The following is a 23,907-nucleotide window of genomic DNA, read 5'->3' as shown; positions in this document are numbered from 1 at the left end:
CAAAATACTTTTTTTTTTTTTTTTGTAAAAATTTGATTCTAATCAGTTGAATATAAATAAAAAATAGAGTAAAATGATATGTATAAGTAATCATATTAGAATTGCAAGCTGTTCTTAGTAACAGCTAGTATTTTGTATGGATACTAAACTAAATAAATTTTTGAGGAGAAGATAATGGGAAATAAACCATCTATGAGTCGTTCTGAACGTTTACGCCGTGAAAAAGTCACGCGTTACTCAATTCGTAAATACAGTTTTGGAGCAGCTAGCGTAGCAGTTGCTGCACTTTTCATGTTTTTGGGTAATGGAGCGGTGTCTGTTCAAGCCGATGAAATCCAAGAACCAAAAACAGCTGATGTTCCAACTAAAGAAGTTGTTTTGGATAAGACTCAATTGGAAAGCTATATTGCTGAAATTGAAGGGAAAATTTCAGCGGGTAAATACGCTAATAAGACCGAGGAGAGCATCGCTCTTTTAAATTCTGAGTTAGCTTCTGCTAAGTCTGTGCTTGCTTCTGCAACTAGCCAAGATGAACTAAAAGCAGCTTATAATAAATTTGTCACTGTAGTAAACGCAAAATTGCACAATAAACCTGTAGAGAAACAAGAAAAACCAGCATTAGATACGACAAATGGTAAAGAAACTGTCGGTTTAAAAGCAGAAAATACAGAGAAAAAATCTGATTCTAACTCAATTGAAAATACAGGTTCTAATGATTTACGTAATGGGAAAGAGTTAGACGTAGATAATGCTTTCCGTACAGAAGCTGTTATGAATAACAAACCAGTTGGGAATATTCCATTTTCTAATGCAGCTACAAAAGATATTTATGTTTATAAAGGTGAAGAAACAAACATTGAATTATCAGCAACAGATGATTCTGGAAAACTTAAGGACATTCGTATAGCTGAGGGTTCAAGAGGAATTGATGCTGCTGGGGCTGCTGGCGGTAGAATAAACAATCAGTATGGACTAACGTTCTCATCTCAGAGAAATGAAACTGACGGAATTGTAGCGACCCAAGATAATCCTGCTAAGGTAACTATTACTGGGAATATATCGGTGCCAAACAACCCAACTTATACAGGTAAGTTAGTGACACGTTATCTAGTTGCTGAAGATTTAGATGGGGCAGTGTTCTCAGAACCTACCGGCAATCAGGAAAATGCGAATCCACTACCAGAAGGCTACTTTAAGTTATGGGTTCGTCAACAAACTCAAAAATATGATATTCAAGCACAAACTAATGAAGCTGGTAAGATTGCTGTTGCTGATGTAAACAATCTATCTCAAGCTGATTTTGAGAAAATTAAAAATAATATAAAAATTACTTATAATACAGCAGACGATGCAAGATTACTTGATAAAAACGGTAAATTAGTAGAAAATGCTTCGAACTACATTGACACTGTAACGAAACAAGGAGATAAGATTGTTGTTACTTATAAAGACGGCTCAAGAGATTCTGTTGCTTTAACGAGTGTTTTACGCAATAATCCTATACCTACAGTAAAAGTGCCATATTCAAACCAAGCAGAGAAACAAGTTTATGTTTATAAGGGTGAAAATACGGATTTAACATTCACAGCGAATGATGATACTACTGTAAAAGATATGTACTTGCGTGGACCTGGAGATGTTAACTGGAATAATACTGAAGCTTTTGGATTCACAACAGGTAAGATTGATAATGGTGTTGTTACTGGTAAGGGTACAATTTCTGATAATAAACAGGAAGCAACCATTACAATGACAGGTGAAACCAATCTGAATGCGGGTGAACAATGGACAAGTTATGTTGTTGCTAATGACAATGATAACTTTAGTTCAATGCCAGCAGATCGTAACTTTAATGCTTTAGATATTGATCCTGATGCAAAATCTAAACCAGGATATATTCGGTTTGTCGTTAAAGATCAAACATCTAAGTATGATATTGCAGCACCAACAGAAAAAGTTGCAGTAGCAGACCCAGATAAAGTGACTGAAGCAGACTTAGCGAAGATTAAAGAAAAACTAAAACTTGAGTATTCTAACAATAATGATGATGCTAACTTAGCTGATAAAAAAGGTAAGAATGTAGATGACAAAGATTCTAAGATTCAGTCAGTAACAAAAGATGACCAAGGAAATCTTGTTGTAACGTATAAAGATGGTTCTATAGATAAACGTAAATTATCAGAATTTGTACGTAAAAATCCTGCTCCAACAGTAGAACTTCCGTACTCAAACTTAGCTGAGAAGCAAATCTATGTCTATACTGGTGAAAATACAGACTTGACATTCAAAGCAAAAGACGATACTACAGTTAAAGATATGTACTTGCGTGGACCTGGAGATGTTAACTGGAATAATACTACAGATTTTGGATTCTCTATGGGTGTAGTAAATAATGGTGTTGTTACTGGTGGGGGTACAATTTCTGATAACAAACAGGAAGCAACCATTAAAATGACAGGTGTCACTAAACTTAAAGCGTCAGACCGTTGGACAAGTTTTGTTGTTGCTAATGACAATGATAACTTTAGTTCAATGCCAGCAGGTCGAGATTTTAACGCTTTAGATAAAGACCCTGATGCAAAATCTAAACCTGGATATATTCAGTTTATCGTTAAAGATCAAACATCTAAGTATGATATTGCAGCACCAACAGAAAAAGTTGCAGTAGCAGACCCAGATAAAGTAACTGAAGCAGACTTAGCGAAGATTCAAGAAAAACTAAAACTTGAGTACTCTAACAACAATGATGATGCGAACTTAGCTGATAAAAAAGGTAAGAATGTTGATGATAAAGATTCTAGAATCCAATCAGTAACAAAAGATGACCAAGGAAATCTTGTTGTAACATATAAAGATGGTTCTACAGATAAACGTAAATTATCAGAATTTGTATCTTTAGATAAACAGCCAGCAATTACTGCAGTTAACAAGGCAGCAGAAGAAAAAATCGCAGAAATCAACAAAACTCCAAATGCTACTGACGAAGAAAAAGCAGCAGCAATCGCCAAAGTAAATGCAGATAAAGAAAAAGCAGTAGCAGCGATTAACGATGCTAATGTAACGACAAAAGATGCTATTGATAAGGCCAAAAATGCTGGAACTACAGCAATCGCAGGGGACAATCCAGTAGTAGCTAAAAAGGCTGCTGCTAAAGCAGATGTTGAAGCAGCGCGCCAAGCGAAAGCCGATGCAATTAATGCTGATAAAAATCTAACACAAGCAGAAAAAGATGCGGCTCTTGCTAAAGTTACTAAAGCAGCAGAAGATGCAACAAAAGCAATCGATGCAGCAACAACAGATGCAGCTGTAGATACAGCAAAAGGTACTGGAATTACAGAAATTGGTAAGGTTAATCCAGTTGCAAAAGAAAATGCAAAAGAAGCTATTGGGAATGCATTAACAGCTAAGAATAAGGAAATCGATGATCGTAAAGATTTAACACAAGCAGAAAAAGATGCGGCTAAGGCTGAAGCTAAGAAATTAGCAGATGCAGAACTTACAAAAGTTAATGCTCAACCTGATAATGCAGAAACGGCTGAAGCAGCGGCAGCAGCACAAAAACTTGTTAACGATGCAGAAGATAAAGGTGTTGCAGATGTAACATCTGTATATCCAATCGCTAAAGAACAAGCGAAAAAAGCTGTAGCAGATGAATTAGCCAATAAAGAAAAAGAACTTGATGCTCGTAAAGATTTAACGACAGAAGAAAAAGAAGCGGCTAAGAAAGAAGCACAAGCCCTAGCTAAAAAAGCTACAGATGCCATCAATGCTCAACCAGCGATTGCAGATACCTCAGATAAAGCAACAGCGGCGCAAACAGCAGTAGACACAGCTAAAACTACGGGTGTTGCGGAAGTTAAAGCAGTAAATCCAGAAGCGAAAGTTAAACCAGAAGCTAAAAAAGCTATTGATGATGCTGCAACTGCTAAAAAGCAAGCAATTGATGCACGTACTGATCTATCTGATAAAGCTAAAGAAGCTCTTAAAGATGAAGTAGATGAGATGGCAACTGAAGCTAAAAAAGCTATTGATGATGAGAATGTTACAGCAAACCAGGATGTTAACGACATTAAAGAAGTAGCTAAAAAAGCAATTAAAGGTATTGGCGAAGCTAATATTCCAGCCAATAAAGTTGCTGTAAAAGATCCAAGTGCATTAACAGCTGATGAAAAAGCAAAAGTATTGGATGCAGTTAAAAAAGTAAATCCAAATGCAACATCAGTTACTCAAGATGCAGATGGTAATGTCACAGTGACAACACCAAATGGTGATGAAGTAATTATTACACCTGACCAAGTTGTGAAAAAGGATGATTTAATTACAGTACCAAAAGCAGGGAATAATGTAGTTAAACCAGCGGATAAAACATTAGTGAAAAATCCAGCTTCACTCACTCCAGAAGAGAAGGCAGCAATCGCTGCGAAAGTGAAAGAAGTAAATCCAGATGCAGTAGTAACTGTGGATGATAAAGGTAACACAACTGTTTCAACAAAAGATGGTAAGACTGAAGTTATCCCAGGGGAAGACTTAACGAAGACAGAAGCAGAAGCAGCGCAACCAAAAGCTGGAAACGATGTAGTTAAGCCAGCATCTAAGACAGTAGTAGCCAATCCAGAAGCCCTTACTCCAGAAGAGAAAAAAGCTATTGAGGATAAGGTTAAAGCCGTTAACCCAGGAGCTACGGTTGTAGTAGATGACAAAGGTAACGCAACTGTTACAACACCTTCAGGTAAGACAGCGGTTATTCCAGCAGCTGATTTGACGAAGACAGCAGAAGCAGCGGCTAAACCAAATGCAGGCGACGATGTGATTACCCCAGCTTCTAAGACAGTAGTAGCCAATCCAGAAGCCCTTACTCCAGAAGAGAAGAAAGCTATTGAGGATAAGGTTAAAGCCGTTAACCCAGGAGCTACGGTGGTAGTAGATGATAAAGGTAACGCAACTGTTACAACACCTTCAGGTAAGACAGCGGTTATTCCAGCAGCTGATTTGACGAAGACAGCAGAAGCAGCGTCTAAACCAAATGCAGGCGACGATGTGATTACCCCAGCCTCTAAGACAGTAGTAGCCAATCCAGAAGCCCTTACTCCAGAAGAGAAGAAAGCTATTGAGGATAAGGTTAAAGCCGTTAACCCAGGAGCTACGGTAGTAGTAGATGACAAAGGTAACGCAACTGTTACAACACCTTCAGGTAAGACAGCGGTTATTCCAGCAGCTGATTTGACGAAGACAGCAGAAGCAGCGTCTAAACCAAATGCAGGCGACGATGTAGTTACCCCAGCGTCTAAGACAGTAGTAGCCAATCCAGAAGCCCTTACTCCAGAAGAGAAGAAAGCTATTGAGGATAAGGTTAAAGCCATTAACCCAGGAGCTACGGTGGTAGTAGATGATAAAGGTAACGCAACTGTTACAACACCTTCAGGTAAGACAGCGGTTATTCCAGCGGCTGATTTGACGAAGACAGCAGAAGCAGCGACTAAACCAAATGCAGGCGACGATGTGATTACCCCAGCGTCTAAGACAGTAGTAGCCAATCCAGAAGCCCTTACTCCAGAAGAGAAGAAAGCTATTGAGGATAAGGTAAAAGCCGTTAACCCAGGTGCTACGGTGGTAGTAGATGATAAGGGTAACGCAACTGTTACAACACCGTCAGGTAAGACAGCGGTTATTCCAGCAGCTGATTTGACGAAGACAGCAGAAGCAGCGTCTAAACCAAATGCAGGCGACGATGTAGTTAAGCCAGCGTCTAAGACAGTAGTAGCCAATCCAGAAGCCCTTACTCCAGAAGAGAAGAAAGCTATTGAGGATAAGGTTAAAGCCGTTAACCCAGGAGCTACGGTGGTAGTAGATGACAAAGGTAACGCAACTGTTACAACACCTTCAGGTAAGACCGCGGTTATTCCAGCAGCTGATTTGACGAAGACAGCAGAAGCAGCGTCTAAACCAAATGCAGGCGACGATGTGATTACCCCAGCGTCTAAGACAGTAGTAGCCAATCCAGAAGCCCTTACTCCAGAAGAGAAGAAAGCTATTGAGGATAAGGTAAAAGCCGTTAACCCAGGTGCTACGGTGGTAGTAGATGATAAGGGTAACGCAACTGTTACAACACCGTCAGGTAAGACAGCGGTTATTCCAGCAGCTGATTTGACGAAGACAGCAGAAGCAGCGTCTAAACCAAATGCAGGCGACGATGTAGTTAAGCCAGCGTCTAAGACAGTAGTAGCCAATCCAGAAGCCCTTACTCCAGAAGAGAAGAAAGCTATTGAGGATAAGGTTAAAGCCGTTAACCCAGGAGCTACGGTGGTAGTAGATGACAAAGGTAACGCAACTGTTACAACACCTTCAGGTAAGACCGCGGTTATTCCAGCAGCTGATTTGACGAAGACAGCAGAAGCAGCGTCTAAACCAAATGCAGGCGACGATGTGATTACCCCAGCGTCTAAGACAGTAGTAGCCAATCCAGAAGCGCTTACTCCAGAAGAGAAGAAAGCTATTGAGGATAAGGTAAAAGCCGTTAACCCAGGAGCTACGGTGGTAGTAGATGACAAAGGTAACGCGACTGTTACAACACCGTCAGGTAAGACAGCAGTTATTCCAGCAGCTGATTTGACGAAGACAGCAGAAGCAGCGTCTAAACCAAATGCAGGCGACGATGTGATTACCCCAGCGTCTAAGACAGTAGTAGCCAATCCAGAAGCCCTTACTCCAGAAGAGAAGAAAGCTATTGAGGATAAGGTAAAAGCCGTTAACCCAGGTGCTACGGTGGTAGTAGATGATAAGGGTAACGCAACTGTTACAACACCGTCAGGTAAGACAGCGGTTATTCCAGCAGCTGATTTGACGAAGACAGCAGAAGCAGCGTCTAAACCAAATGCAGGCGACGATGTGATTACCCCAGCGTCTAAGACAGTAGTAGCCAATCCAGAAGCCCTTACTCCAGAAGAGAAGAAAGCTATTGAGGATAAGGTAAAAGCCGTTAACCCAGGTGCTACGGTGGTAGTAGATGATAAGGGTAACGCAACTGTTACAACACCGTCAGGTAAGACAGCGGTTATTCCAGCAGCTGATTTGACGAAGACAGCAGAAGCAGCGTCTAAACCAAATGCAGGCGACGATGTGATTACCCCAGCGTCTAAGACAGTAGTAGCCAATCCAGAAGCCCTTACTCCAGAAGAGAAGAAAGCTATTGAGGATAAGGTAAAAGCCGTTAACCCAGGTGCTACGGTGGTAGTAGATGATAAGGGTAACGCAACTGTTACAACACCGTCAGGTAAGACAGCGGTTATTCCAGCAGCTGATTTGACGAAGACAGCAGAAGCAGCGTCTAAACCAAATGCAGGCGACGATGTAGTTAAGCCAGCGTCTAAGACAGTAGTAGCCAATCCAGAAGCCCTTACTCCAGAAGAGAAGAAAGCTATTGAGGATAAGGTTAAAGCCGTTAACCCAGGAGCTACGGTGGTAGTAGATGACAAAGGTAACGCAACTGTTACAACACCTTCAGGTAAGACCGCGGTTATTCCAGCAGCTGATTTGACGAAGACAGCAGAAGCAGCGTCTAAACCAAATGCAGGCGACGATGTGATTACCCCAGCGTCTAAGACAGTAGTAGCCAATCCAGAAGCGCTTACTCCAGAAGAGAAGAAAGCTATTGAGGATAAGGTAAAAGCCGTTAACCCAGGAGCTACGGTGGTAGTAGATGACAAAGGTAACGCGACTGTTACAACACCGTCAGGTAAGACAGCAGTTATTCCAGCAGCTGATTTGACGAAGACAGCAGAAGCAGCGTCTAAACCAAATGCAGGCGACGATGTGATTACCCCAGCGTCTAAGACAGTAGTAGCCAATCCAGAAGCCCTTACTCCAGAAGAGAAGAAAGCTATTGAGGATAAGGTAAAAGCCGTTAACCCAGGTGCTACGGTGGTAGTAGATGATAAGGGTAACGCAACTGTTACAACACCGTCAGGTAAGACAGCGGTTATTCCAGCAGCTGATTTGACGAAGACAGCAGAAGCAGCGTCTAAACCAAATGCAGGCGACGATGTGATTACCCCAGCGTCTAAGACAGTAGTAGCCAATCCAGAAGCCCTTACTCCAGAAGAGAAGAAAGCTATTGAGGATAAGGTAAAAGCCGTTAACCCAGGTGCTACGGTGGTAGTAGATGATAAGGGTAACGCAACTGTTACAACACCGTCAGGTAAGACAGCGGTTATTCCAGCAGCTGATTTGACGAAGACAGCAGAAGCAGTCGCTCAACCAAATGCAGGCAATGATATCAACACACCGGCGATTAAAACAGCAGTTGTTAATAAAGATGCTTTAACTGACGCAGAAAAAGAAGCAGTTAAGAAAGCAGTATCAGCAGTAAACCCAGGTGCTACGGTTGTAGTAGATGACAAAGGTAATGCGACTGTTACAACACCGTCAGGTAAGACAGCGGTTATTCCTGCTTCTAAACTAGTTATTCCAACAGAAAAACTTGCAGACCTATCTGAGCAAAATGGTGTGAATATTCCAGCTACACGTACCTTGGTAGCAGATAAGAATAACTTAACTCCAGAAGAAATTGCTAAGATTAAGGTTGCTGTGGAAGCTGTAAATCCAGGCTCAACAGTTGTTGTAGATGAAAAGGGTAACGCGACAGTAACCACAGTAGACGGAAAAACAGCAACAATTTCAGCTGAACAATTAGTTAAAGATGAAGCAGATGTAGCTACTAAAAACAATGGTGAAAATCTTAATCTTGATTTTGAAAAACAACTTGTAGCTAATTTGGATAATTTAACAGACGCGGATAAAGCGGGAGCTAAAGCCAAAATTATGGCAGCTAACCCAGATGTAGCAGAAGTAATCTTCGATGATAAAGGAAATGCAACGGTCATTTTGAATAATGGTAAAGCATATACAGTTTTAGCTAAAGATATCTTTAAAGAAATTCCTTATGTTCCATCATATAATGGAGGAAATAATAGAATTAATAACGCTGAAACAGCTAACGTGAATACAGTGGCTAAAGAATTGCCTAACACAGGTACAGAAGCTAATGCTAGCCTCGCAGCGCTTGGACTTCTTGGAGCCCTAGGTGGATTTGGACTTCTTTCTCGCAAGAAAAAAGAAGACTAAAAACTCATAGTTTTTAAGAAGATGATTCGTCATCTTCTTTTTTTGGCTCTTTGTCAACTGTAGTGGGTTGAAGAAAAGCTAAGCTCGAGAAAGGACAAATTTCGTCCTTTCTTTTTTGATGTTTAGAGCGATAAAAATCCTTTTTTTGAAGTTTTCAAAGTTTCGAAATCCAAAGGCATTGCGCTTGATAAGTTTGATGAGATTATTGGTCGCTTCTAATTTGGCGTTTGAATAGGGTAGTTGAAGGGCATTGACAATTTTCTCTTTATCTTTGAGGAAGGTTTTAAAGACAGTATGAAAAAGAGTATGAACCAGCTTAAGGTTGTCCTCAATGAGTCCGAAGAATTTGTCAGGCTCCTTATTCTGAAAGTGAAACAGCAAGAGTTGATAGAGATGGTAGTGGTGTTTCAAGTCCTCTGAATAGCCCAAAAGCTTGTCTAAAATCTCTTTATTCGTCAAGTGCATGCGAAAAGTAGGACGATAAAAACGTTTATCGCTAAGTTTACGACTATCCTGTTGGATGAGTTTCCAGTAGCGTTTGATAGCCTTGTATTCATGAGATTTTCGTTCAAACTGATTCATGATTTGGACACGCACACGACTCATAGCACGGCTTAGATGTTGTACAATATGGAAACGATCTAGAACGATTTTAGCACACGGAAAAAGTTTTCTAGCCAAGTCATAGTAGGGACTAAACATATCCATAGTAATGATTTTCACTCGACATCGGACTGCCCTATCATATTTAAGAAAGTGATTTCGGATAATAGCTTGTGTTCTACCTTCAAGAACAGTGGTGATATTGAGTTTTTCAAAATCTTGCGCAATGAAACTCATCTTTCCCTTTGTAAAGGAGTACTCATCCCAGGACATAATCTGTGGAAGGCGAGAAAAATCATGTTTAAAGTGAAAGTCATTGAGCTTGCGAATAACAGTTGAAGTTGAAATGGACAGCTGATGAGCAATATCGGTCAAAGAAGTCTTTTCAATCAGCTTCTGAGCAATTTTTTGGTTGATGATACGAGGGATTTGATGATTTTTCTTTACTAGAGGAGTCTCAGCGACCGTCATTTTAGAGCACTGATAGCACTTAAAGCGGCGCTTTTTCAGAAGGATTCTAGTAGGCATACCAGTTGTTTCGAGGTAAGAAATTTTAGAAGTCTTTTGAAAGTCATATTTCTTCATTAGACTTCCACAATCAGGACAAGAAGGGGCATCGTAGTCCAATTTAGCGATGATTTCTTTGTGGGTATCCCTATTAACGATAAAAATTTTTTCAAGCAAAGTGATTTTTCTATCGAAGTTGAGTGGTGCCAAATAGCCCTTTTTTTGGTATAATTTTTTATAATGAAAACGATTGGTAATCGCTATGTTGTGGTGGATTTAGAGGCAACTAGCACAGGTAGTAAGGCTAAAATTATCCAAGTGGGAATTGTTGTGATTGAGGACGGAAAAATCGTCGATCACTATACAACGGATGTCAATCCACATGAACCCTTGGATGCTCATATCAAAGAACTGACAGGATTGACAGACCAACGTCTGGAGCAAGCACCTGATTTTTCGCAAGTTGCAAGAAAAATCTTTGACTTGGTGGAGGATGGGATTTTTGTAGCCCACAATGTTCAGTTTGATGCTAATCTTTTGGCGGAAAATTTATTTTTCGAAGGCTATGAACTAAGAAATCCTCGTGTTGACACGGTCGAATTGGCCCAAGTCTTTTTCCCTGAACTGGAAAAATATAGTTTGCCGATTTTGTGTCGAGAATTAGGAATTCCTCTGAAACACGCCCACACAGCCCTTTCAGATGCCCAAGCTACTGCGGAATTACTTCTTTTTTTACGAGAAAAGATGGCTCAACTTCCTAAAGGACTCTTAGAACGCTTGCTGGAAATGGCTGACGCTCTCTTATATGAGTCTTACCTGGTTATTGAAGAAATTTATCGCAACCAATCTATCCTGACTTCCTCTGACTTGGTCGAAGTTCAAGGGCTATATTTCAAGAAACCTACAACCCCAAATGAGCCAAGAAAATTATCTCAAGATTTTTCTAAGAATATTTCTCTGTTAAATCTTGAAGTAAGGGAAGAGCAAGAACGTTTTGCTAAAGAGGTTGGCTTGCTATTGAAGGATGAGCCTGTATCATTAATTCAAGCGCCGACAGGAATTGGGAAAACTTATGGTTATCTCTTACCCGCTTTGTCCCAAGAGGAAAATCGTCAGATTGTCCTTAGCGTTCCGACAAAGATTCTTCAAAATCAAATCATGGAAGAAGAAGGTAAATGTCTCAAGGAAGTATTCCATACAGATATTCATTCTTTAAAGGGACCACAAAATTACCTGAAGTTGGATGCCTTTTATCGTTCCTTACAGGAAAATGATGAAAATCGCTTATTTAGACGCTTTAAAATGCAACTCTTGGTTTGGATGACAGAGACAGAAACCGGGGATTTGGATGAAATCGGGCAACTCTACCGTTACCAACATTTTCTGACAGACCTTCGTCATGATGGGAATTTATCTTCCAAGAGCTTATTTGTGACGGAAGATTTCTGGAAACGTAGTCAGGAAAGAGCAGAGGCTTGCAAACTTTTAGTGACTAATCATGCCTATCTTGTAACCAGACTTGAAGATAATCCTGAATTTGTCAGCGACCGTTTACTGATTATTGATGAAGTCCAAAAAGTTTTGTTGGCTCTAGAAAATCTGCTTCAAGAGACCTACGATATCCAGTCTATTATTGATTTGCTTGATAAGGCTTTGGTAGGAGAAGAAAATAGAATTCAACAACGAATACTAGAAAGTATTCGCTTTGAGTGTCTCTATTTGATAGAACAATTTCAGTCTGGAAAATCTCGGGAAAATGTCTTGGATTCACTGGCCAATCTTCACCAGTATTTTTCAGAATTAGAGGTAGAAGGCTTTGAGGAACTGGTTCGCTATTTTACGGCTGAAGGTGATTACTGGCTTGAAGCAACTGAAACGAGTCAAAAGAAAATTCAGATTTCTTCTACAAAATCAGGTCGAATCCTTCTATCTTCCTTAGTGCCAAATTCATGTCAAGTCTTGGGAGTGTCGGCAACTCTTGAGATTAGTCAGAGGGTTTCTTTGGCAGACCTTTTAGGCTATCCCGAAGCCAAATTTATCAAGATTGAAGCTCATAAAAAGCAGGATCAAGAAGTGGTCTTGGTCAGAGATTTTTCCCTGGTAACAGAAACCTCCTTAGAAGTTTATGCCCAAGAGGTAGCTGATTTGCTGATGGATGTTCAAGTTTTCCAACAACCGATTTTGGTTCTCTTTACTGCCAAAGACATGCTTTTAGCAGTATCGGATTTACTTCCAGTTAGCCATCTGGCCCAATATAAAAATGGCGATGTTCATCAACTAAAGAAACGCTTTGAAAAAGGTGAACAACAAATCCTGCTTGGTGCAGCAAGTTTCTGGGAAGGAGTTGATTTTTCAAGCCATCCTTTTGTGATTCAAGTTGTATCGAGACTTCCTTTCCAAAATCCGCAAGAGCCCTTGACGAAAAAGATTAATCAAGAACTAATTCAAGAAGGGAAAAATGCCTTTTATGATTATCAATTGCCGATGGCTATTATTCGTTTAAAACAGGCTTTAGGAAGAAGTATGAGACGTGAACACCAACGTTCCTTAACTCTGATTTTGGATAGGAGAATTGTCGGAAAGCGATATGGCAAACAAATTGTGACTTCTCTAGCAAAAGAAGCGATTGTTAAAACCGTCTCTCAATCCGAAGTTGATGAGGCTATTGATAAATTTTTAAATGAACTTTGATAAATAGTATTGTATGAAAGTATAAGGTTAGTATATATGAAACGTTCTCTCGACTCTAGAGTCGATTATAGTTTGCTCCTGCCAGTATTTTTCCTACTGGTTATCGGCGTGGTGGCTATTTATATAGCTGTTAGTCATGATTATCCAAACAATATTCTGCCCATTTTAGGGCAGCAGGTCGCCTGGATCGCCTTGGGGCTTGTGATTGGTTTTGTGGTCATGCTCTTTAATACTGAATTTCTTTGGAAGGTTACACCCTTTCTATATATTTTAGGCTTGGGACTTATGGTTTTACCTATCGTCTTTTATAATCCAAGCTTAGTTGCATCAACAGGTGCCAAAAACTGGGTATCGGTAAATGGTGTTACCTTGTTCCAGCCGTCAGAATTTATGAAGATATCCTATATCCTCATGTTGGCTCGTGTGATTGTCCAGTTTACCAAAAAACATAAGGAATGGAGACGCACAGTTCCGCTGGACTTCTTGTTGATTTTCTGGATGATTCTCTTTACCATTCCAGTCCTAGTTCTTTTGGCACTTCAAAGTGACTTGGGGACGGCTTTGGTTTTTGTAGCCATTTTCTCAGGAATCGTTTTATTATCGGGGGTTTCTTGGAAAATTATTATCCCAGTATTTGTGACTGCTGTAACAGGAATTGCTGGTTTCTTAGCTATTTTTATCAGCAAGGACGGTCGGGCTTTTCTCCATCAACTGGGAATGCCGACCTACCAAATCAACCGTATTTTGGCTTGGCTCAATCCTTTTGACTTTGCCCAAACAACCACTTACCAACAGGCTCAAGGACAGATTGCCATTGGAAGCGGTGGCTTATTTGGACAAGGGTTTAATGCTTCGAATCTGCTTATTCCAGTTCGAGAGTCGGATATGATTTTCACGGTTATCGCAGAAGATTTTGGCTTTATTGGCTCTGTCCTTGTTATTGCCCTTTATCTCATGCTGATTTATCGTATGTTGAAGATTACTCTTAAATCAAATAATCAGTTCTACACCTATATTTCCACAGGTTTGATTATGATGTTACTCTTCCATATCTTTGAGAATATCGGTGCCGTGACAGGTTTGCTTCCTTTGACTGGGATTCCCTTGCCTTTTATTTCGCAAGGAGGATCGGCTATTATCAGTAATTTAATCGGTGTTGGCTTGCTTTTATCGATGAGTTACCAGACTAATCTAGCTGAAGAAAAGAGCGGAAAAGTTCCATTCAAACGGAAAAAGGTTGTATTAAAACAAATCAAATAAGGAGAAAATCATGGTAAAAGTAGCAGTTATGTTGGCTCAGGGCTTTGAAGAAATTGAAGCTTTGACAGTTGTGGATGTTTTGCGTCGTGCAAATATTACTTGTGATATGGTTGGTTTTGAAGAGCAAGTGACGGGTTCGCATGCAATCCAAGTAAGTGCAGACCGTGTTTTTGATGGTGATTTATCAGACTATGACATGATTGTTCTTCCTGGAGGTATGCCTGGTTCTGCACATTTGCGCGATAATCAGGCCTTGATTCAAGAGTTGCAAAGCTTTGAACGAGAAGGGAAGAAACTGGCAGCTATTTGTGCGGCGCCAATTGCCCTCAATCAAGCAGGGCTATTGAAAAACAAGCAGTACACTTGCTATGATGGCGTTCAAGAGCAAATCTTTGATGGTCAATATGTAAAGGAAACAGTAGTGGTAGATGGTCATTTGATAACCAGTCGAGGTCCATCAACAGCCCTTGCCTTTGCCTACGAGCTGGTAGAGCAATTAGGAGGAGATGCAGAGACTTTACGAACAGGAATGCTCTATCGAGATGTCTTTGGTAAAGATAACTAAAATGGCTCCATAATTCCTAAAGGGTGGTAATTACTAAAAATATTATATCTCTATCTATAGAGCCGTATTTTTTAAGAGGCTGGGACAAAAAGATTTTGATTTTCGGAATTCTTTATTATAAATTTTAAAATCGATTGATTAGACAAAAAAGCGAACAAGACAGAATTCTGAGTGTCAGATAACTCGTTTTGTTCGCTTTTTATATCTAAGGTTAGACTTTTGTCCCAGACTCTTTTTTTATTTTAGTGTTTTTACTTGCGTAAAAAAATTTTTTCTAGTATAATAGTTTATTGTGAGCGAACCTCACTTACCCCTTGCAAAGTCTTGGGGTCATTAGACCAAAAGGAGGAACATATCAATGGCTAAATACGAAATTCTTTATATCATTCGTCCAAACATTGAAGAAGAAGCTAAAAACGCTTTGGTAGCACGTTTTGACTCTATTTTGACTGACAACGGTGCAACTGTTGTTGAATCAAAATCTTGGGAAAAACGTCGTCTTGCATACGAAATCCAAGATTTCCGTGAAGGACTTTACCACATCGTTAACGTTGAAGCAAACGACGACGTAGCTCTTAAAGAGTTTGACCGTCTTTCAAAAATCAACGCTGACATTCTTCGTCACATGATCGTCAAAACTGACGCGTAAGAAGGTAAACTATGATTAACAATGTTGTACTTGTAGGGCGTATGACACGTGACGCTGAGTTACGTTATACCCCATCAAATGTAGCAGTTGCGACTTTTACTCTTGCAGTAAACCGTACATTTAAGAGTCAAAATGGCGAACGTGAGGCTGATTTTATCAATGTCGTTATGTGGCGCCAACAGGCTGAGAACCTTGCTAACTGGGCTAAAAAAGGCTCACTTATCGGGGTGACAGGTCGTATCCAGACTCGTAGTTACGATAACCAGCAAGGACAACGTGTCTACGTGACAGAGGTCGTGGCTGAGAATTTCCAAATGTTGGAAAGCCGTAGTGTGCGTGAGGGTCATACAGGTGGAGCTTACTCTGCACCAACTGCAAACTATTCAGCGCCTACAAATTCAGTACCAGACTTTTCACGTGATGAAAATCCATTTGGAGCAACAAATCCATTGGATATTTCAGATGATGATTTACCATTCTAATGGACAACTAAAATTATAAAGGAGAAAAAACATGGCTCAACAACGTCGTGGCGGATTCAAACGCCGTAAAAAAGTTGATTACATCGCAGCAAACAAAATTGAATATGTTGATTACAAAGATACTGAGCTTCTTAGCCGTTTCGTTTCAGAACGTGGGAAAATCCTTCCTCGTCGTGTAACAGGAACTTCAGCTAAAAACCAACGTAAAGTAACAACAGCTATCAAACGCGCTCGCGTAATGGCTTTGATGCCTTTCGTAAACGAAGATTAAAGAAAAGACCCCGACGGGTCTTTTTTTCACGAGCCTTGAAATGAGAGAGCGAGTTGGGGTCCAGTGGACCTCTTTTTCATGAGCTTGAAAACAAGAAAGCGAATTAAGACCCCGACGGGTCTTTTTTCACGAGCTTTGAAATGAGAGAGCGAGTTGGGGTCCAGTGGACCTCTTTTTCAGACCCGGTTGGGTCTTTTTTCACGAGATAGTTTTTTTCTGACCTTGGCGTGCTATAATGGTAATAGAAAGAGTAAAGGTGGGTAAGTCAAAGATGAATTGTACGATTAGAAATATGATTAAGTCTGATATTGAATCTTTATCTCATGGATTTATGAATCAAGGTTGGCCTGGTAGAGAGGAAATTTTGGCTAGATATTTTCTGCAACAGGAAAGTGGGGAGAGAGAAGTCTTAGTTGCAGAGATTGATGGTGCTGTAGCGGGCTACGTTACCATTTTGCCCTCTGCTAAACATGGTCCTTTTGTAGGAATCTATCCAGAATTATCAGATTTTAATGTGTTTGAGCCTTTTCGAAATCAAGGGATTGGGAATCAACTGCTAGAAGAAGCAGAAAAACGAGTCAAGTTTGTTTCGAGTAAGGTCACTCTTGGTGTAGGTTTGCACTTAGGCTATGGCCCTGCCCAGAGATTGTATATCAGACGGGGCTACATTCCAGATGGGACAGGTGTCTGGTATCGAAATAAACCGCTAGAAATGGGTGCAAGTTGTCAAAACGATAATGATTTAGTTTTATACTTATCCAAGGACTTACAATAAAACGGGAAACTTTTTGAAAATAGGGGATTTAGCTACTTTATGGTATAATGGAAAGAGTTAGATTGAAAGAGGTAGTGAGATGGATGCCAAATTAAGATACAAGGCAAAGAAAATCAAGATTGTCTTTTTTGATATTGATGATACATTGCGGAATTCAAAGACAGGTTTTATTCCAGCTTCAATCCCAACTGTTTTTAAGCAATTACGTGAGAAAGGAATTTTGACAGGTATTGCTTCTGGACGAGGGATTTTTGGTGTCGTTCCGGAGATTCGTGAGCTCAAACCTGACTTTTTTGTAACCTTAAATGGTGCCTATATTGAAGATAAAAAAGGTCAGGTTATTTATCAACATCAGATTAAGAAGTCAGATGTTGAGGAGTATATCTCTTGGGCCAAGCAAGAGGGAATTGAGTATGGTTTGGTTGGGAGTCATGATGCCAAGTTGTCGACTCGCACCGATATGATTAGTGAAGCTATCAATCCAATTTACCCTGATTTAGATGTAGACCCTGATTTTCATGAAAAAGAAGATATCTATCAGATGTGGACTTTTGAAGATAAGGGAGATGACTTGCACTTGCCTGATAGTCTCTCAGACAAACTTCGCATGGTTCGTTGGCATCAACATTCGTCTGATATTGTGCCGATTTCAGGCTCCAAAGCGACGGGGGTGGAAAAGGTTGCGGAACACCTTGGCTTGAAACCAGAGAACGTCATGGTTTTTGGAGATGGCCTCAACGACTTGGAACTCTTTGATTATGCTGGAATCAGCGTTGCAATGGGAATTTCTCATGATAACATCAAAGAAAAAGCAGATTATATTACAAAAACATTGGAAGAAGATGGCATTTTTGATGCCTTAGAAGGATTTGGTATGGTAGAAAAAGAATTGCATTTCCCACAAGTAGACATTGAAACAGTAGAAGGTCCTATCGCGACTATTAAGACCAATCACGGAGACTTGCGTATCAAGCTTTTCCCTGAACATGCTCCTAAAACAGTGGCTAACTTTGTAGCTCTTTCAAAAGATGGTTACTATGATGGTGTCATTTTCCATCGTATTATCAAGGACTTTATGATTCAAGGTGGAGACCCAACTGGAACTGGTATGGGTGGCGAGTCAATCTACGGCGAATCATTTGAGGATGAGTTCTCAGAAGAACTTTACAATATCCGTGGTGCCCTTTCCATGGCTAATGCTGGTCCAAATACCAACGGCAGCCAGTTCTTTATCGTGCAAAATCAACACCTGCCATATTCTAAGAAAGAAATTGCTCGTGGTGGTTGGCCAGAACCGATCGCAGAAATCTATGCCAACCAAGGTGGAACTCCTCATCTAGACCGCCGTCACACTGTATTTGGTCAGCTAGCTGATGAAGCTTCTTATGCTGTCTTGGATACTATTGCTGCTGTTGAGACAGGGGCCATGGACAAGCCGGTTGAAGATGTCGTGATTGAAACAATTGAAATCGAGGACTAAGATGAAAATCGGTGATAAGCTAAAGGGCCGTATTACAGGGATTCAGCCCTACGGTGCCTTTGTTGAGTTAGAGACGGGTGATACGGGGCTGATTCACATTTCAGAGATTCGGACAGGCTTTATTGAAAATATCCAAGAAGCCTTGAAAGTCGATGAAGAGGTTCAAGTTCAAGTAGTGGATTTAGATGAATTTACAGGCAAAGCCAGCCTTTCTATCCGTACTTTAGAGGAAGAAAAGCACCAGTTTCCGAGACGGAGACGCTTTTCAAGCGACCGTTTTAACTACGGCTTTGCGCCTCTTAAACGAATGATGCCAATTTGGACTAAGGAAGCTCTTCAACATTTGAAGAATCAGAAGCACTAGTTAGAAATCTCTATCTTTTGTAATGTTAATATAAATTTGCTATAATAAGACCATGGAAGAAGAACAATTATTAAAATCAGGAGAGCGCATTAACCAGCTCTTTTCGACAGATATCAAAATCATTCAAAATAGAGAGGTTTTTAGCTATTCGGTGGATAGTGTTCTCTTGTCACGTTTTCCACGTTTTCCTAAAAAGGGCTTGATAGTGGATTTTTGCGCTGGAAATGGAGCAGTGGGGCTATTTGCTAGCACTCGGACTCAGGCACAGATTTTGGCTGTTGAGATTCAGGAGCGTTTGGCGGATATGGCTGAACGCTCTGTCCGTTTGAATGGTTTAGAAGAGCAGATGGAGGTCATCTGTGATGATTTGAAAAATATGCCTGCTTACATCCAGGGAAGTAAGGTGGATATGATTTTGTGTAATCCACCCTATTTCAAGGTTGATCCTCATTCTAATCTGAACGAGAGTGAACATTATCTCTTGGCTCGCCACGAAATCACGACCAATTTGCAGGAAATCTGTCGTAGTGCCCAGAGTATTCTCAAATCTAATGGACGCTTGGCCATGGTTCATCGTCCTGATCGACTTTTAGATATCTTGGACAGCTTACAACGGCATAATCTAGCTCCTAAGCGCCTGCAGTTTGTTTATCCAAAAAGAGAAAAGGAAGCCAATATGCTTTTGATTGAGGCTATCAAGGATGGTTCAACAAGCGGCTTTAAGGTCTTACCACCTCTAATTGTTCACAATGATGATGGCTCTTATACGCCTGAACTTGAAGAGATTTACTATGGATCATAAGGCTTATATGTACGTGCTGGAGTGTCGTGATGGATCTTACTATACAGGCTATACGACTGATGTGAGAAGACGCCTCGCTGTCCACAATAGTGGGAAGGGAGCCAAATATACACGAGCACGCTTGCCAGTCAAACTTATCTATGCTCAAGGTTTTGCCAGTAAGGAAGAAGCCATGTCGGCAGAAGCCCTTCTCAAGCGTAAGAAGAGGCCACGGAAGGAGCAATTTTTATCTGAAAATCAAGATAGAAATTTACTTAGTTATTTTGAACAATTGTGAGGAGTCCTTTGACTCCTCTTACTTTTGTCAAAAAGCGAAAAAAATGCTACAATAAAGAGAATAAACAAAATGAGGTATTATCATGTCTAAGATTCTAGTATTTGGTCACCAAAATCCAGACTCAGATGCCATCGGTTCATCTGTAGCCTTTGCCTACCTTGCAAAAGAAGCTTACGGTTTGGATACGGAAGCTGTTGCCCTTGGAACTCCAAATGAAGAAACAGCCTTTGTCTTGAACTATTTTGGTGTGGAAGCACCGCGTGTTATCACTTCTGCTAAAGCTGAAGGCGCAGAGCAAGTTATCCTGACTGACCACAATGAATTCCAACAATCTGTATCAGATATCGCTGAAGTAGAAGTTTATGGTGTTGTAGACCACCACCGTGTGGCTAACTTTGAAACTGCAAGCCCACTTTACATGCGTTTGGAGCCAGTTGGATCAGCGTCTTCAATCGTTTACCGTATGTTCAAAGAACATGGTGTAGCTGTTCCTAAAGAGATTGCTGGTTTGATGCTTTCAGGTTTGATTTCAGATACTCTTCTTTTGAAATCACCAACAACACACCCAACAGATAAGGTTATTGCTCCTGAATTGGCTGAATTGGCTGGTGTCAACTTGGAAGAGTATGGTTTGGCTATGTTGAAAGCTGGTACAAACTTGGCTAGCAAATCTGCTGACGAATTGATTGACATCGATGCTAAAACTTTTGAATTGAACGGAAATAATGTCCGTGTTGCTCAAGTAAACACAGTTGACATCGCTGAAGTTTTAGAACGTCAAGCAGAAATTGAAGCTGCAATGCAAGCCGCTAACGCAGCAAATGGTTATTCTGACTTTGTCTTGATGATTACAGATATCGTCAACTCAAACTCAGAAATCCTAGCACTTGGTGCTAACATGGACAAGGTTGAAGCAGCCTTCAACTTCAAACTTGAAAACAATCATGCCTTCCTTGCTGGTGCTGTTTCACGTAAGAAACAAGTGGTACCTCAATTGACTGAAAGCTTTAATGCTTAAGATTTTGAGTGTTAATTCAAATTAGGAAAGGCTAGTTTGACTTATATCGAAAGGAGTTTCGGCTCCTTTTTTTCTAGGAGTGAAGCATGTTAGAAAATGGCGATTTGATTTTTGTGAGAGATGAGTCAGATATGGGACAGGCCATTCAGACTTCCACAGGCAACTATAACCATGTTGCGATTTGTTTGGATGGGATGATTTACCACGCTAGTGGACAGGATGGTGTTGTCTGTCAGGAACCAGTAGACTTCTTTGAGTCCAATCACTTGTACGACCTCTATTTCTACCCAGAAATGGATATCCAGTCTGTGAAGGAAAAAGCTTGCAAACATCTAGGAGCTCCATATAATGCTTCTTTCTATCCAGATGGTGCTGGTTTTTACTGTTCTCAGTATATAGCAGAAATCCTACCGATTTTTGAAACTATTCCTATGAAATTTGGAGATGGGGAGCAGGAGATTAGTGATTTTTGGAGAGAGTATTACAGAGAACTAGGTCTGCCTGTTCCTTTGAACCAGCCGGGGACCAATCCTAGTCAGTTGGCAGCATCGCCTCTGTTAGAATGTAAAGAAAGGAATCTTCATGATTCAGATTTTTAATCCATCTCGTTTGACGAGACAGCCATTTTTTAGAGAATTGATCCGCTATCTGGACCAGCATGAGGATGTGATTTTGCGAGAAATTAAGGCTCAATTTCCAGATGTTGCAGTTGATAAACTCATGGAAGAGTATATAAAGGCAGGTTTGATTCTACGAGAAAATAAGCGTTATTACCTTAATCTTCCTATGCTTGAATCACTCGATAGTCTCGAACTGGATCAAGAGATTTTTGTCAGCGAAGATAGTCCGGTCTATCAAGCCTTGTTAGAGCAGAGTTTTGAGACAGAATTACGAAATCAAACCAATGCAGCTATTTTAGTTGAAAAGACGGACTTTGCGAGAACAGAAATGACCTTGTCCAATTATTTCTACAAGGTCAAACATCAGTATCCTTTGACAGAAAAACAGCAGGAGCTTTACGACATTTTGGGAGATGTTAATCCTGAGTATGCTCTCAAATATATGACGACTTTTTTGTTGAAATTTCTCAAAAAAGACCAGCTTATACAGAAACGCCGTGATATCTTTGTGGATAGTTTGGTCGTCCTAGACTATATTGTCCAAAATGAAGAGGGGAAGTATGAGTTGACCGTCGATTTTGACAAGGAGAGATTAACTTTCTACTTAGCGTGAAATTTTGTTTCTGAGCACATTGTTTGACTTTCCTTAGGATTAAGTATAAACTATATGTAACCGGTAACACATATCGGAATAAACTAAAGGAGACAATCATATGTCACTTGAAAACAAATTGGAACAAGCAACAGGCGCTATCAAAGAAGGATTTGGTAAAGTTACTGGGGATAGCAAGACTGAAGCAGAAGGCGCTGTAGAAAAGACAGTTGCTAAGGCAAAAGAGGTAGTTGAAGATGCTAAAGGTGCTGTAGAAGGTGCCGTTGAAGGTTTGAAAAACGCTTTTAAATAAAAATAGAAAAAATCAAGGGTTTCATTTCCCTTGATTTTTTACTATCTTATAAATAATTTTCTGCGACGGCTGCATCTCCTGGATAGGCTTCTTTCTTGCCTTGAACGATTTGGTAGCAATCGGCACCCTTACCGGCGATAATAACTGCATCTAATTCGTGATTTGTGATAGCCATAGCTGCCTTGATGGCTTCTTGGCGATCCGCAATTTTTTCAACAGGATGATTGATGTAACTCCTAATTTCATCTGCAATGGCCATTGGGTCTTCATAGTTAGGGTCATCAGCAGTCAAAAAGACTTGAATCTCAGGGTGTTGATTGAGGAGAAGTCCAAAGTCCTTACGACGACTTTCTCCCTTATTTCCTGTCGAACCTAACACCAGAGCAATCTTTCCTGTTTGATGAGTCTCTACAACATTGATGAGTTTTTTGAGACTGTCACCATTGTGGGCGTAGTCGATGAAAACCTTGGCTCCGTTTTTCTGAGTGAGGACTTCCATACGACCAGGAACACGGGTTGCAGCGATTCCTTTTTTGATGTCCTCAAGACTAGCTCCGAGACGGAGGCAAGCAAGTCCAGCAGCAACGGCATTTTCTTGGTTAAAGTGGCCAATGAGTTGAATATCATAATCTCCAGCGAGTTTACCCGTAGCTGAAAAGCTAAAGGCTTTGGAATTCTCGATTTGGTTATCAGACTGGCTACCGTAGAAATCATGGTCTTGATCTTCGACTTGCTCTTTCAATACAGAAAAGTGGTCCATGTCACTGTTAATGATGACTGCTCGGCTATTTTTCATCAAGAGACGCTTGTGGTAGAAGTAGTCTTCAAAGCTAGGGTGTTCAATCGGGCCGATATGGTCTGGAGTGATGTTGAGAAAGACTCCTACATCAAAGGTCAGACCATAGACTCGATGGACAAGATAGGCTTGGCTAGAAACTTCCATTACAAGATGGGTTCGACCATTCTTAACAGCCTGAGCCATCATGTCGAAAAGATCGATATTTTCAGGCGTCGAGAAGGAAGATTTAAAGAAGGTCTTGCCATCCAGAGTTGTGTTCATAGTTGACAAGAGAGCTGTTGGGTAGCGTTGAGATAGGATGTTGTAAGCAAAGTAAGCTGCTGTTGTCTTACCCTTAGTTCCTGTGAAGGCGAGAATTTTTAGTTTCTCTTGTGGATTACCATAGAACTCCATGGCAATCAAACTCATGGCTTTCTTTATATCGTTCACAATGATGACAGGGATGCCGACTTCGTAGTCCTTTTCAGCCACATACCAACCGAGGCCTTGAGAGATGGCAGAAATCAAAAATTCCTTCTTAAAGGCAGCACCTTTTACAAAAAAAAGAGTGTCTTCTTTTACTTTTCGGCTGTCATAACTAATGCTATCAAAAACAACTTCGCTGTAGTTATAGTGATAACGACCTTGGTCAATAATTTCGCGAAAAAGGCCATCTTTTTTTAAAATATCTAATACGGTTTCAATCTTAATCATACTTTCTATTGTAAACCGAAAGTCGT

Annotated in this window: 18 protein-coding genes; 16 read left to right on the top strand and 2 right to left on the bottom strand. The window is 40.4% G+C overall.

Features of this window, described 5'->3' with window-relative positions:
* Positions 1 to 174: 174 nt before the first annotated feature.
* Complete coding sequence (locus ACLV7W_RS07370; RefSeq protein WP_411865710.1) at positions 175 to 9,120, top strand: DUF1542 domain-containing protein; 8,946 nt, start codon at positions 175 to 177, stop codon at positions 9,118 to 9,120.
* 78 nt (positions 9,121 to 9,198) lie between these two features.
* Here the strand turns inward: ACLV7W_RS07370 and ACLV7W_RS07365 are convergent, their stop codons facing one another.
* Positions 9,199 to 10,440: an ISL3 family transposase gene (locus ACLV7W_RS07365; RefSeq protein WP_411865709.1), complete on the bottom strand. Its 1,242-nt coding sequence runs from the start codon at positions 10,438 to 10,440 to the stop codon at positions 9,199 to 9,201.
* Positions 10,441 to 10,470: 30 nt separating this feature from the next.
* On the opposite strand from ACLV7W_RS07365, the gene ACLV7W_RS07360 reads away from it, so the two are divergent.
* The 15 genes from ACLV7W_RS07360 (at position 10,471) to ACLV7W_RS07290 (ending at position 22,389) form a co-directional block, all read left to right on the top strand.
* The gene (locus ACLV7W_RS07360; protein ID WP_411865708.1) at positions 10,471 to 12,921 is read left to right on the top strand and encodes a bifunctional DnaQ family exonuclease/ATP-dependent helicase; all 2,451 of its coding nucleotides are present in this window, start codon (positions 10,471 to 10,473) and stop codon (positions 12,919 to 12,921) included.
* 36 nt (positions 12,922 to 12,957) lie between these two features.
* Positions 12,958 to 14,181: an FtsW/RodA/SpoVE family cell cycle protein gene (locus ACLV7W_RS07355; RefSeq protein ID WP_000830666.1), complete on the top strand. Its 1,224-nt coding sequence runs from the start codon at positions 12,958 to 12,960 to the stop codon at positions 14,179 to 14,181.
* Between the two features lie 10 nt (positions 14,182 to 14,191).
* Positions 14,192 to 14,746: a DJ-1 family glyoxalase III gene (locus tag ACLV7W_RS07350; RefSeq protein ID WP_411865707.1), complete on the top strand. Its 555-nt coding sequence runs from the start codon at positions 14,192 to 14,194 to the stop codon at positions 14,744 to 14,746.
* A gap of 358 nt (positions 14,747 to 15,104) precedes the next feature.
* Positions 15,105 to 15,395 (top strand): 30S ribosomal protein S6, encoded by a 291-nt coding sequence (gene rpsF / locus ACLV7W_RS07345; RefSeq protein WP_084923323.1) that lies wholly within the window; start codon positions 15,105 to 15,107, stop codon positions 15,393 to 15,395.
* 11 nt (positions 15,396 to 15,406) lie between these two features.
* Positions 15,407 to 15,877, top strand: coding sequence for a single-stranded DNA-binding protein SsbA (gene ssbA / locus ACLV7W_RS07340; protein WP_000609606.1), 471 nt, complete (start codon positions 15,407 to 15,409; stop codon positions 15,875 to 15,877).
* A gap of 31 nt (positions 15,878 to 15,908) precedes the next feature.
* Positions 15,909 to 16,148 (top strand): 30S ribosomal protein S18, encoded by a 240-nt coding sequence (gene rpsR, locus ACLV7W_RS07335; RefSeq protein WP_000068664.1) that lies wholly within the window; start codon positions 15,909 to 15,911, stop codon positions 16,146 to 16,148.
* Positions 16,149 to 16,419: 271 nt separating this feature from the next.
* Complete coding sequence (locus tag ACLV7W_RS07330; RefSeq protein ID WP_049493270.1) at positions 16,420 to 16,923, top strand: GNAT family N-acetyltransferase; 504 nt, start codon at positions 16,420 to 16,422, stop codon at positions 16,921 to 16,923.
* Positions 16,924 to 17,002: 79 nt separating this feature from the next.
* Positions 17,003 to 18,403 carry a bifunctional Cof-type HAD-IIB family hydrolase/peptidylprolyl isomerase gene (locus tag ACLV7W_RS07325; protein WP_265495462.1) on the top strand — a complete coding sequence of 467 codons (1,401 nt, stop codon included), beginning with the start codon at positions 17,003 to 17,005 and terminating at the stop codon, positions 18,401 to 18,403.
* Position 18,404: 1 nt separating this feature from the next.
* Complete coding sequence (locus ACLV7W_RS07320; RefSeq protein ID WP_000689605.1) at positions 18,405 to 18,767, top strand: S1 RNA-binding domain-containing protein; 363 nt, start codon at positions 18,405 to 18,407, stop codon at positions 18,765 to 18,767.
* Positions 18,768 to 18,819: 52 nt separating this feature from the next.
* Positions 18,820 to 19,569, top strand: a complete 750-nt coding sequence (locus ACLV7W_RS07315; RefSeq protein WP_000390769.1) for a tRNA1(Val) (adenine(37)-N6)-methyltransferase — start codon at positions 18,820 to 18,822, stop codon at positions 19,567 to 19,569.
* Positions 19,559 to 19,846, top strand: coding sequence for a GIY-YIG nuclease family protein (locus ACLV7W_RS07310; RefSeq protein ID WP_411865706.1), 288 nt, complete (start codon positions 19,559 to 19,561; stop codon positions 19,844 to 19,846). Before ACLV7W_RS07315 ends, ACLV7W_RS07310 begins: the two co-directional genes overlap by 11 nt.
* 82 nt (positions 19,847 to 19,928) lie before the next feature.
* Complete coding sequence (locus ACLV7W_RS07305) at positions 19,929 to 20,864, top strand: manganese-dependent inorganic pyrophosphatase (protein ID WP_000036046.1); 936 nt, start codon at positions 19,929 to 19,931, stop codon at positions 20,862 to 20,864.
* Positions 20,865 to 20,950: 86 nt separating this feature from the next.
* A complete protein-coding gene (locus ACLV7W_RS07300) occupies positions 20,951 to 21,463 on the top strand; it encodes a YiiX/YebB-like N1pC/P60 family cysteine hydrolase (protein ID WP_084953298.1) in 513 nt (170 codons plus the stop codon).
* The gene (locus tag ACLV7W_RS07295) at positions 21,447 to 22,097 is read left to right on the top strand and encodes a DUF1803 domain-containing protein (protein ID WP_000614491.1); all 651 of its coding nucleotides are present in this window, start codon (positions 21,447 to 21,449) and stop codon (positions 22,095 to 22,097) included. The genes ACLV7W_RS07300 and ACLV7W_RS07295 overlap by 17 nt, the downstream gene beginning before the upstream one ends.
* A gap of 100 nt (positions 22,098 to 22,197) precedes the next feature.
* Entirely contained in the window at positions 22,198 to 22,389 is a 192-nt protein-coding gene (locus ACLV7W_RS07290; RefSeq protein ID WP_000051184.1) for a CsbD family protein, read from the top strand.
* A gap of 46 nt (positions 22,390 to 22,435) precedes the next feature.
* Here ACLV7W_RS07290 and ACLV7W_RS07285 read toward each other — a convergent pair whose 3' ends face one another.
* Positions 22,436 to 23,881 carry a UDP-N-acetylmuramoyl-L-alanyl-D-glutamate--L-lysine ligase gene (locus tag ACLV7W_RS07285; protein WP_411865705.1) on the bottom strand — a complete coding sequence of 482 codons (1,446 nt, stop codon included), beginning with the start codon at positions 23,879 to 23,881 and terminating at the stop codon, positions 22,436 to 22,438.
* Positions 23,882 to 23,907: the final 26 nt, after the last annotated feature.

Source organism: Streptococcus mitis, assembly GCF_965111735.1.
Taxonomy (GTDB): Bacteria; Bacillota; Bacilli; order Lactobacillales; family Streptococcaceae; genus Streptococcus; species Streptococcus mitis_DR.
This window is presented reverse-complemented; position numbering and strand designations above follow the sequence as displayed.